We start from the raw sequence: 11,586 nt of genomic DNA, 5'->3' as shown, positions 1-11,586 counted from the left end.
TCTACTCTCCCGGCGCAGGGCCCATATCAAGCACACGGCGCACCGCCGACTTGAAATCGAACGGCACCCATGCCGCGCAATCGGGCCAGTTGCCGGTCTCCTGCCAGTAGCGGCAGAGGCCCAGCCGGTGGCACACGCGGATGAAGCGCGGGTGGCTGAGCAGGCAGCTCCAGGGGCCCAGCGCAACGCCGGGATAGAACAGGCTCGGCGACGGACCCGCAGGATCGAACACGTGGCTGTAGTCCGCCTGCTCGACCATCTCGAATGCCTGATCGGGAAGACCGATGAAGCCGAGCCCGGTCGGCAGGCTGAGCGTGATCGTACCGGTCTTTTCCAGCAGCCCGCGATAACGGGCGGCGCGGTGTTCCTTGATGGCCATGTCCTTCGAGAACACCGCTTCGACATAGGCGCGCACTGCCGCCAGATCGCGCGCCTGCCAGCCGTCGAAGTTGTCGATCTTGCTGACGTGGCGGTAATAGACTTCCGGATAACCGAGCGAGCCCGCCCAGTTGAGCAGGGCCATGAGAATGCCGGGGTTGTTCGGCCAGCGCTGGTGCACGTCTTCCAGCATGCTGACCGAGGTATCGTAATCCCCGACATAGGCCCGCATCTGCGAGACATGCAGCCGGGCGGATGGCATCAGCGGATTGAGTTCGCAGGCCTGCTCCGCATAGGCGAGCGCATCGCGGAAGCGGCCGACGCCCCAGCAGAAGTCGCTCATGTCGGTGAGCGCGGCGGGATCGCGCGGGGAAACTTCGAGCGCCTGAAGCAGCAGCTTTTCGCGCGCGGCATGATGGCCCCATGGCTCCAGTTTGGCGAGCGCGCGGTAGGCCCCGCCGCGGCGGGGATCAAGCTTCAGCGCCGTCTGCGCCGCGTGGATCACCGCGTCGCGGCCTTCGAAGTAGTTGCCTGCGCCGTGGCCGGAGCGGAGCACTTGTGCGCGGGCCAGTGCGAGCATTTCCCATGCCGGGGCATGCTCGGGCGCTTCGCGGACAACCGATTCCAGCAGCGGCACCGCCTCGCTCGCGGTGTCGTCGAACTGCGCATCACCATCGGCGAGCAGGCCGCGTGCGCGCAGGAACCGTTCGTAGATTGCGGGCTCCAGTGTGGGCGTCGGCGTGCACGGCATCAGCGTGAGTTCGAGCGCGGCGGCGACCTTCTCCGCAATCGAATCCTGCAGCGCGAAGACATCTTCGAGATCGCCGTCGAAGCGTTCGCTCCACAGCGTACGCTGGCTCGCGCTCTCGACCAGCTCTGCGGTGATCCGCACGCGGTTGCCGCTGCGCCGCACCGCGCCATCGAGCAAGTGCGAAGCGCCGAGCGCGGCAGAGACTTTGGCGATGCCCTTGTCGGGCCCACGGAACTGGAAGCTGGACGCACGCGCGACCACCGCGATGCCGGTGCCGCGGGCGACGGTGCGCTGGATCTCCTCCGAAACGCCATCGCAGAAATCGGCCAGATCGGGATCGGAGGAGAGATTGTCGAAGGCCAGCACTGCCAGGACGAGCGCGTCGGTGGGGAGCGCTGGGGCCGGTGCGGACGGCTGAGGTGGCGGCGGGGCCGAGACCACGGGTGGCTCCGCTGCGCTGTCAGCACTACGCAGCGCCGCGTCGACGAGCGGGCCGGGCGCGACACCGATTTCGGCGGCGAGCAGATCGCGGAAGGCCTGATAGCGGATATGGGCCGCCGCGCGCGCCCCGGAGGCGATTTCGGCGCGGATCAACGCGGCGACGGCGGGTTCGCTCAAAGGATCGCGGCGCAGCCAGGCGGCGGCCAGCGCTTTGACCCCGCTGCTGTCGCCGGTGCGTTCACGCAAGGCGATATGGCGGGCAAGGCCATCGGCAATGCGCGCATCGATCTCGGCGCGGGCGATATCGAGCCATTCGCCATAGGCCCCGCCGAGTTCAAGATCCTGCAGCAGCGGGGCGCTGCCGGCGCTCTCGATATGGCGCGCCGCAGCTTGCCAATCTTCGCTGGCGAGCGCGCCGCGCAGATGGAGAACATCGCAGCCAAAGGCGCCCGGTGCGAGCTCAACCGCCTCGCGCGTGGCGATCAGGTGCTCTTCGTCAGCCACAACAGACGCAAGCACGCCGCGCAATTCGAGCAGGCACTGGCGCAAGCTGGCGCGCGCCTGCGCCTCGCTGCGGTCGCTCCAGAACAGCCCGGCGAGCCGTTCGCGCGCCATCCGGTGCTGCGGCGCCAGCAGCAGCGTGGCAAGCATGGCGCGCGTACGGCGGCCCTGGATCGGAATGGCCGCACCATCGGGTCCGACAAGGCGGAACGGCCCGATCAGCTGGACATGGAAACGCGTACCTGCCGTCACATCACGCCCGAAGTCTTCCGTTACGGCATCCATGCGAATCTTGTGCCCGCCCCTGTCAACGCTGTAACATTAGCGCAAATTGTGCCGTTTTGGCGACAACTTATTGTGCGCAAGCCATGACAAACGTGTGCCTGATGGGGAGATTGGCGCAGGGACGAGGCGCCGCTATCGCCACGCCCCGCTTGAATCCGTAGTCATCCCGAGGGCCCGGTAAGCCGCGTCGATCAGCCCCTGTCCGCGGGCATTGACAAGGATCCCGGCACCCATCCGGCTCATAGTGTAGCCCATGGCCAGCCCCGCCGCGGGATCGGCAAAGCCCACGCTGCCGCCCATGCCGACATGGCCGAACGCGCTCTCGCCAAGGATCAGGCTGTCTCCGCCAGTTGCCCTGTTGTCGGTCGTGGCCATGAAGCCCATCGCGAAGCGCATCGGCTGGCACAGCACCGCGTCGCTCTGCGTGGCGGCGCAGACGCGGCCCATGCAGTGGACACGGTCTGGCGACAGGAGCACCCCGCCGCCGTTCGCCAGCGGCGTGTACATCCCGGCGAGCCCGCGCGCGTTGGTGATGCCGTTGGCGCTGCCGATTTCCGCCGCGTGGATTTCGCGCGAGTTGAAATTAGCCCCGCCCTGGTTGGTGAGGAACAGGTTGGGGAGGCTCCCCGGCACCGTGGTCGCCTTGCGGAAGAAATCCGAGGCGAAGTTCACTTCGGCCGGATCGGCGGCAATCATCGGCGCAACACGCAGCTCCTCGCTTTCGGGGAGACCAATGTGGAAGTCGAGGCCAAGCGGCCCCGCCACGTTTTCCCGGAAATACTGGCCCAACGGCATGCCGGAGATGAGGCGAATGAGCTGGCCGACCGTCCACGCATAAGTCAGGCCATGATAGCCCTGCCGCGTGCCGGGCTCCCAGTGCGCAGGCTCGGCGGCGACGCGCGCGGTCATGTAGTCCCAGTCGGCAAGGCCGCCCTTGCGGATGGGCTCGGCGACGTGCGGGACGGGCGAGGTATGCGTCAGCATCATGCCGACGGTGGTGGCTTCCTTGCCGGCGGTGGCGAACTCCGGCCAGATGTCGCCTACCGGGGTCTCGTACGCGACCTTGCCCTGATCGACGAGCATGTGGAGGCACAGCGCGGTCGCGGCCTTGGTGCAGGAATAGACGATGGAGATCGTGTCGCGAGCCCAAACCTCGCCGGTCTGCGGATTGGCAAGGCCGCCCCACAGGTCCACCACCATGCGGCCCTGATGCGTGATCGCGACGCTGGCGCCCTGCTCCTTGCGCTCCTCGAAATTGCGGCGGAACTCGGCGAGGACCCCGGTGAACTGCGCATCGCAGTGGCCGGAGATGGTGCGGCCGTCGGCCAGTTCGATCGCAATCGCGCTCATGTCAGGCGGAAGTCCTCGGGCTTGAAGGTCTTGGTCATCTTCCAGTAGTCGACCAGCCGGTAGGGCAGCAATGCGAAGACGCGGCCCGCATCGTTGCGATACCAGTTGGTCAGGCCCTTGTGGGTCCACACCATCCGTGCGTGGCATTCATCGACATCGGCGACATAGGCATCGTGCGCCTGCGGAGTCACGTCGATGGCCTTGGACCCGGTTTCAAGCACTTCGCGCAGGGCGGTGAGGATCAGCCGCATCTGGCATTCGGTGATGAAGATAACGTTCCCGCCATGCGCGAGGCCGGTGTTGGGCCCCATCAGCATGAAGAAGTTGGGAAAACCGGGAACCATCGTGCCGATATAGGCGGTCGCATCATCCGGACCCCAGACCTTGTGCAAGTCCAGCCCGCCTTCGCCCTTGATGGTCATCGGGGCGAGCATCTTGCTTGCCTGGAAGCCGGTAGCGTAGATGATCACGTCGGCCTCGATCAGGGTGCCATCCGCCATGACGACGCCTTCGGGGACGATCTTCGCGATCCCGCCGGTCTGGAGCTCGACATTGTCCCGGAGCAGCATCTCGAACCAGTTGTTGTCGACGAGGATGCGCTTGCCGTAGGGCGGGTAGCTCGGCGTGCACTTGGCGATAAGGTCGTCGCGGCCCTTGAGCTTCGATTGCAGGAACCGCTCCATGAACTGGCGGTGCCGCGCATTGACCTGATTGATCGACTTGCCGCCGTCGTCCCATGCCGGATCGACCTGCAGCGAGGCATGGAGACCATCGGCAAAGGCCCAGAACAGCTGGAACCGGTACCAGCGTGCGAAAAAAGGTACGTGGGCGAGCACCCACTTCATGCCTTCGGAGACTTCGGCGAAGTAATTCGGATTGGGCACGACCCAGTGCGGCGAGCGCTGGAGGATCGTGAGCTTCGCGACATCGGGCGCGATCGTCGGACCGACCTGCTGGCCCGAAGCGCCGGTGCCGATCATCACGACGCGCTTGCCCGTGAGGTCCAGCCCTTCCTGCCACTGTGCGGTGTGGACAGCAGTGCCGGCAAAGGTCTCGCGCCCCTCGATATCGGGCAGCTTGGGCCGGTTGAGCACGCCGACGGCCGAGATGACCGCGCGGGCATTGAGGTGGGTGACCGCCCCGGAGGCATCGCGCGTGGCGACGTCCCAGGTGCCACGCGCATCGTCATAGGTCACCGCGCTTACTTCGGTCTCGAAGCGGATATGGTCCCGCACGCCGTACTTGTCGGTCGCACGCTCGAAATAAGTCCACAGCTCCTCGCGCTTGGCGAAGAAGTGCGACCATTCGTGGTTGAGCTCGAACGAGTAGGAATAGAAGTGGTTGGGCGTATCCACCCCGCAGCCGGGATAGAAGTTCTCGTACCAGCTGCCGCCGACCGCCGGGTTCTTTTCGATGATCGTATAGGGAATGCCCGCCTGCCCCAGCCGGATCGCGGCGCAGACGCCGGACATGCCCGCGCCGATGATGACGACCGGGAACTCCTCCAGCGCGGCGGGCTCGGGCCGCTTGCGCCAGATCATCCCGCGCGGATCGGGATGCGCGGCTTCGAGATCCTCGCGCATCATCGCGGTGTAGTCGGCGCTGACATGCTCGCCGACTGCGGTCGAGAGCATGTCCTGCAGGAAATCGCCTTCGGGCAGCGGCGGCAGCGGACGGCCGGTGCGGGCATAGTCGAGCAAGGTATCCGCGAGGCGCGTACGGATTTCGGCGCGCAGGTCCTCGGGCATCGTCTCGTGATAGTTCATCGGCCCGGTGATGTGCGGGCTGGCGCGCTCGAGCAGGCCTTGGTCGCCGGTCAGCTGCACCAGCACGAGCATCAGCGTCGCGGCGTCCGCCTCGGCGAGCGCGGCGCGCAAAACGGCAGGATCGGCGGCAAGCGCGGACAGATCGGAAGGAGCTCCTGTTGCCAAGGCCTCCATTTTCAGCGTGGTCAAGCCACTCTCCCTCAATATCACTTGCCATCTACCTAACGGAACCTGTATCTACGCGCCAGTAGATAAAAAATGCACGCAGTTTCAAAGCTGCGCGGGATGAGGGGAAAAACAATGGTTCGCCGCAACCTTTCGATTCGTGTCGATTCCGCAGCACGCCGCGTGGCGCTTGTGCTGCTGGCCGGAACCGCGCTGGTCGCTGCGCCCGCGATGGCTGAAGAGACCGCTCCGCCGCCGACCGAAGGCCTTGCCGATATCGTCGTGACCGCGACGCGCAGCTCGGAATCGCTCTCCAAGGTTGCCGCCTCGGTCTCCGCCGTCTCGGCTGCCGATCTCGGCGTGGGCGGTGTGAAGGACGTCCAGTCGCTGGCGGTTGCCATCCCCAACCTTTCGGTCGGCGATCAATTCGGCGTGAACCGCATCTTCATCCGCGGTATCGGCCTCACCTCGATCGACCTCGGTGCGGACGGCGGCGTCGCATTCCTGCAGGACGGCGCGCAGATCGCGCGCCCCGCCGCCCAGCTTTCGGGCTTCTACGATCTCGAGCGCGTCGAAGTGCTGCGCGGCCCGCAGGGCACGCTCTATGGCCGCGGCGCAACGGCGGGCGCGATCAACCTGATCACCAAGAAGCCGACCGACCACCTCGATGGCTATCTGCGCGCGAGCTACGGCAACTACAACGCCATCGTGCTCGAAGGCGCGGTCGGCGGACCGATTGCCGGCGACAAGCTGATGGCCCGCGTCAGCGCCAAGTTCGACAAGCGCGACGGCTATGGCATCAACGAATTCACTGGCAGCCAGATCGACGACCGCAACGCCTATTCGGTGCGCGGGACGATCGTCGCCAAGCCCTCGGAAGACCTCGAAGTCACCCTCTCGGGCGAATACTTCAACGAGGACGACCGCAACTACGCGTTCCATTACTTCGGCCCGACCGTGGCGCCGGAGAACCAGCTCGGCTCGATTCTCGGCGGCCGTTCGCTGTTCACTGTGGCAGCCGCTGCGGGCCGCAAGGCCAACATCCGCAACATCTGGTCGGATCAGGAACCGCTCAACCAGCGCCATGGCTACAGCTTCACCGGCACGATCGACTGGAGCAAGGGCGATTGGAACGTGAAGTCGATCACCTCCTACCACAAGTTCAAGCGCTTCAACCGCGACGACCTCGACGCGTCAGACGCCAACATGTTCGGCCAGAACAACTACATCGAGGACAGCAAGACCTTCAGCCAGGAAGTTGTGGCCAACTACAAGAGCGAGAAGCTCGACGTGCTGCTCGGCGCGAACTACTTCCACGAAAGTCTCTACGGCGAAGTGCGCGTGCCGCTGACAAATCTGGCCGTGCTGCTCAAGCTCGCCGGTCAGATTCCGCCGTTCTTCCCGGACAATGCGTTCGACAACTTCAACTACCTGCAGAACGGCACTGTCACCATCAACGCGCTGGGCTTCTATGCTCAGGCCACCTACGCGCTGAGCGACAAGTTCAAGATCACCGCCGGCGGCCGCTTCAGCCATGAACGGCGCAAGGGCGTCGGCACGTTCGACTTCCTCGGCAGCGTGAACACCGACAAGGCCAAGAGCTGGAACGCCTTCACGCCCACGGTCACGCTGAACTACCAGGCCAACGATGCCACGCTGCTCTACGCCTCGGTGACGCGCGGGTTCAAATCGGGCGTGATCAACGTCGGTTCGCGCAACGATGTGATCAACCCGGAATACGTGTGGAGCTACGAGGTCGGCCTCAAGACCGCGACCGCGGACCGCAAGCTGCAGGCCAATCTCGCCGCGTTCTACATGGACTACACCGACCTGCAGGTCGGCTTCGTCGATGCAAGCAGCGTGGTCACCACGGTCAACGCCGCCTCGGCGCGCAACTACGGCGTGGAAGCCGAGTTCAAGGCGAGGCCGCTGCCAGGCCTGACGCTCGAACTGTTCGGCACCTACCTCAACGCCAAGTACCGCCGCTTCACCACGGGTGACTACCGCCAGGGCTTCAGGCAGGTCAGCGTCGCGGGCAACCGCCTGCAGAACGCGCCGGAATTCTCGTTCCGCGCGGGCGCCGACTACGACATCCCGGTCGGCACTGCGGGCAAGGTCAACGCCCGCGCCGAAGTGAACTGGCAGGACCGCGTCTTCTTCACCGAGTTCAACAACGCCGATGCGACGCAGGCGCCCTACGCGCTGATCAACGCCGGACTGCGCTTCACACCGACCAATAACAAATGGTACGTTGATATCTGGGGCCGCAACCTTGCCAACAAGTTGGTGATCACCAACAACATCATCACCGCTCCACTGTTCAACAGCGTCCGCGTCGGCTCGGTCGCCCCGCCGCGCACGGTCGGCGGGACCTTCGGGCTGAATTTCTGAGGCCAGTCGATCCGGGGGCGTTTCAGCGAAACGCCCCCGCCAACCGCTCTAAAGCCGTTCCTTCTTCAGCCGCATGCCCGCCTTTTCGCGGTCCCACGTATCGGGCGTGATCCCTTCCGCGCGCAGTTCGGCCTTCATCACCTTGGCCGTCGGCGTCTTGGGCAGTTCGGGCAGGACGCGGATATAGCGCGGCACCATGAAGTAGGGCATTCGCGCGGCAAGGAATTCCGAAAGCGCCACCGGGTCGATGCTCGCGCCCGGCACCGGGGCGATCACGGCCATGACCTCGTCTTCCGAGTATTCGCTCGGCACGCCGATCACCGCTGCTTCGCGCACGTCAGGGTGCGCGGTGACGTCGCTTTCCACCTCGAACGAGGAGATGTTCTCGCCGCGACGGCGAATCGCGTCCTTCACGCGGTCGACAAAGTAGAAATAGCCCTCCGCATCGCAGCGGAAAGCGTCGCCCGTGTGGAACCAGCCGTTGCGCCAGGCCTTCGCGGTCGCTTCCGGGTTCTTGTGATAGCCGCTGTTCATCGCCCAGGGCCGATCGGTGCGCACGATCATCTCGCCCACCGTGCCGATAGGGACCTCGCAGTCGTTGGCATCGACAAGCCGGACATCGACGCCTGGCCGTACCTTTCCGCAGGTGCCGAGCTTCACCGGATTGGGCTCCGACACGATGGGCGAGGCAATCTCGGTCATGTTGAAGATGGTGTAGACGTCGATCCCGAAGCGCTCGTGGAAGGGCCCCGCCGCTTCGGTCAGCGGTACCATGAAGGCCTTGGTGACGCTGTGGTCGCGGTCCTCCTGCCCCGGCGGGCGCTTGATCAGGAAGGTCGCCATCACGCCGAGCAGGAACACCACCGTGCAGCCTGTACGCTTCACGAAATCCCAGAAAGTGTCGGTGGAGAAGTTCTCCATCAGCGCGATCGAACCGCCGCGCGCCAGCATCACGAAGGGAATGCCGAGGCCGCCGATATGAAAGACCGGCATGTTGACGAGATAGCGGTCCTCACCGGTGACGAAGTGCCAGCTCTCCGGCCCGGCGTTGGTGTAGAGGTGCAGGTAGGACGACAGCACGCCCTTGGAAGGCCCGGTCGTCCCCGAGGTATAGATGATTGACTGGGTGTCCCACGGCTCGATCGGCCGGTCGAGCGGCGCGAGATCGGCTTCCTCGCCGGTCACATCGGCAAAGGCATGGACGGCAAAGCGGGCGGGTGCCTTGCCTTCCCCCAGCTGGACGATGGTGGTGACGGCCGCAGTATCGGCCGCCTCCAGCCGGTCTAGCAAACCGCCATGGGCAACCAGCACCGTGGCATCGGAATTGGCGAGCACATGTTCGAGGATCGAACCGCGATAGGCAGTGTTGAACGGCACGAACACGCCGCCGAGATAATTGATCGCGTAGAACGTGATCAGCGCCTCGCGCCCATTGGGCAGCCAGACCGCAACATGATCGCCGCGCTTCACACCCAGCTTCTGCAGCCCCGCCGCCTTGCGCACGACGAGGTCGCGCAGCTCGGTATAAGTCCACTGCCCGCCGTCCTCGAACACGGCATAGACCGCATCTGGCTGCGAGGCGGCAAAGTCATCCAGCAGATAGCGCAGCACGCAGGTGCGGCGGCCGAGCACGCGCGGATCGCTGTGGCCTTTTCCGTCAGGCATGCGAGGCTCCTGCCGGCTGGACCATCTTCTGGACCATGGTGATCGCGTCCATCACGACTTCGGTCGCCGACCAGCGCCCGCCTTCGTGGTACCACAGCGCAATCCAGCTGAGCAGGCCAGAGACCCAGATCGCGGTGCGCGAGGGGTGCTGCACATCGAACTCGCCGCTGCGCTTGCCCTTTTCGAGGAGCGCAGCGAGCTTGGTGTCGAAGGCATGGCGCAGCTCGCGGATGCGGCGCGCGTCCTCGGGCGTGAGGCTCTTCTCCTCGCGCAGATAGACGGTCACGTAGCGCTGGTTCTCGATGATGATCCGCGCCACGCGTTCGACCACGATCTTGAGCTGTTCGCTCGCGGTGCCTTCGACGCTCAGCGCTTCTTCCAGCGCGGTGAGCGAAAGCTGGATACCCGTCTGGCAGATCTCGTAAAGCAGCTCGCCCTTGTTCTTGTAGTACGAGTAGATGAAGGGCTTGGTGACGTTGAGCTGCTCCGCCACCGAATCCAGCGTCGTCGCCTCATAGCCATTGGCGAAGAAGAAGTGGCTCGCTTCCTCGAGGATGCGCCGCCGCTTGTACGCGGTGATTTCATCCTTCAGCTGCGCCGCGGCGCGCTTCTTCTTCGGTTTGTCCATGAGGTCCGCAATGTCCGTGGCGAGTGCGAGGGTGTGCATCAGCCCATGGCCATCCGCAAGATTTCCATCACATCCGCCGCCGTCTTGATCGTGCGCGGATTGGTGCGGCCCCAGATGTCGTCGAGCGTGTATTCGGAGACGAGCTGAAGCTGGTTTTCGCTGACGCCGACCTCGCGCAGCGAACGCGGCATGCCGAGCCCGCGGATCAGCGTGTCGAGCAGTTCGGAGGCAGACTTCGATGGATCACCGAGACAGGCGCTGATGCGCTTCTGCCGCTCCGCATTGACCGGCAGATTGAAGGCCTGGACGAAGGGCGACATGACGCAGCTGGTGTAGCCATGGGGCACATCGCAGGTGCCGCCTAGCACATGACCAATGGCATGGCTGGCCCCCATCGGCACGCCGCCGATGATCGGGATCATCGATTGCCACGCACCGATCTGGCATTTGAGCCGGGCATCGAGATCGTGCGGGTTTGCCTTCACCGCTGGCAGACCTTCGGCGAGCAGGCGAAGCGCGCTGTCGGCAATGCCGTCGCAGAAGTCGTTGGAAAGGAACGAGGCGAGCGTTTCCGTGGCATGGTCCACCGAGCGCACCCCTGTCGAGAGCCACAGCCATTCGGGTGTGTGCACTGTGATCGCGGGATCGAGCACGACGCAGACCGGCACCATCTCGCGCTGGGTATAGCCCTGCTTCATCTTGATGGCTTCATCGGTCGCGCCGGAAAGCGGATTGAACTCGCCGCCCGAAAGCGTGGTTGGCACGCAGATGGCGCGCACGTCCGGCCCGGCGAACTCGGGGATCACCATCGCGCCGACATCGTCCACCCGCACGCGGTAGTCGTCGAACTGCTCGACCGTCGTGATGTTGTGCTTCAGGCAGATCAGCACGATCTTGCCCGCATCGGTCACCGAACCACCACCGACGGTGACGACGAGATCGGCTCCCACTGCGCGCGCTGCTTCGGCGGCCTTGAGCACATCGCTGCGCGGCGCGTGCGGCTGGATACCATCGTGCGTCGCGGCATGGCGATCACCGAGCGCGGCCTCGATCCGGCGGATCTCGTCGGTCTGGCGGTTGAGGTAGCTGCTGGCGAGGATAAACACGCGTCTCGCGCCGCGCGCTGCCGCTTCCTGCGCGACCGCTTCGGCTGCTGGCTGACCCAGCGTGACCCGTTCCGTTGCCGTGAGCATGACTTGTGACGCTGTAACCATCGCCGCTCTCCCACCAATGCTATGTTTATACTCTCTGGTAGCATTTGTGGA

Annotated in this window: 7 protein-coding genes; 1 reads left to right on the top strand and 6 read right to left on the bottom strand. The window is 65.0% G+C overall.

Going from position 1 to position 11,586, the window contains the following annotated elements; translation table 11 throughout:
- Position 1 precedes the first annotated feature (1 nt).
- The 3 genes from NDB2M1_RS07645 to NDB2M1_RS07635 all read right to left on the bottom strand — a co-directional run bounded on the left by NDB2M1_RS07645 (position 2) and on the right by NDB2M1_RS07635 (position 5,661).
- Positions 2-2,356: a BTAD domain-containing putative transcriptional regulator gene (locus tag NDB2M1_RS07645; RefSeq protein ID WP_072381084.1), complete on the bottom strand. Its 2,355-nt coding sequence runs from the start codon at positions 2,354-2,356 to the stop codon at positions 2-4.
- A gap of 132 nt (positions 2,357-2,488) precedes the next feature.
- Positions 2,489-3,706 carry a serine hydrolase domain-containing protein gene (locus NDB2M1_RS07640; RefSeq protein ID WP_072381082.1) on the bottom strand — a complete coding sequence of 406 codons (1,218 nt, stop codon included), beginning with the start codon at positions 3,704-3,706 and terminating at the stop codon, positions 2,489-2,491.
- The gene (locus NDB2M1_RS07635) at positions 3,703-5,661 is read right to left on the bottom strand and encodes a flavin-containing monooxygenase (protein WP_143146673.1); all 1,959 of its coding nucleotides are present in this window, start codon (positions 5,659-5,661) and stop codon (positions 3,703-3,705) included. Before NDB2M1_RS07635 ends, NDB2M1_RS07640 begins: the two co-directional genes overlap by 4 nt.
- A gap of 111 nt (positions 5,662-5,772) precedes the next feature.
- Between NDB2M1_RS07635 and NDB2M1_RS07630 the strand changes: the two genes are divergently transcribed.
- Complete coding sequence (locus tag NDB2M1_RS07630) at positions 5,773-8,028, top strand: TonB-dependent receptor (protein WP_072381080.1); 2,256 nt, start codon at positions 5,773-5,775, stop codon at positions 8,026-8,028.
- 48 nt (positions 8,029-8,076) lie between these two features.
- Here the strand turns inward: NDB2M1_RS07630 and NDB2M1_RS07625 are convergent, their stop codons facing one another.
- From NDB2M1_RS07625 to NDB2M1_RS07615, 3 genes are read right to left on the bottom strand one after another with little or no spacing between them, the layout of a single operon-like run.
- Positions 8,077-9,693: an AMP-binding protein gene (locus NDB2M1_RS07625; protein WP_072381079.1), complete on the bottom strand. Its 1,617-nt coding sequence runs from the start codon at positions 9,691-9,693 to the stop codon at positions 8,077-8,079.
- The gene (locus NDB2M1_RS07620; RefSeq protein ID WP_083554723.1) at positions 9,686-10,360 is read right to left on the bottom strand and encodes a TetR/AcrR family transcriptional regulator; all 675 of its coding nucleotides are present in this window, start codon (positions 10,358-10,360) and stop codon (positions 9,686-9,688) included. The genes NDB2M1_RS07625 and NDB2M1_RS07620 overlap by 8 nt, the downstream gene beginning before the upstream one ends.
- Positions 10,360-11,514 (bottom strand): iron-containing alcohol dehydrogenase, encoded by a 1,155-nt coding sequence (locus NDB2M1_RS07615; RefSeq protein WP_253185810.1) that lies wholly within the window; start codon positions 11,512-11,514, stop codon positions 10,360-10,362. The genes NDB2M1_RS07620 and NDB2M1_RS07615 overlap by 1 nt, the downstream gene beginning before the upstream one ends.
- Between the last annotated feature and the right edge of the window lie 72 nt (positions 11,515-11,586).

It is taken from the genome of Novosphingobium sp. NDB2Meth1, from assembly GCF_900117425.1.
In the GTDB taxonomy this organism is placed as follows: domain Bacteria; phylum Pseudomonadota; class Alphaproteobacteria; order Sphingomonadales; family Sphingomonadaceae; genus Novosphingobium.
The sequence above is the reverse complement of the archived record's forward strand: the minus strand, read 5'-3'. Positions and strand labels throughout refer to the sequence as shown.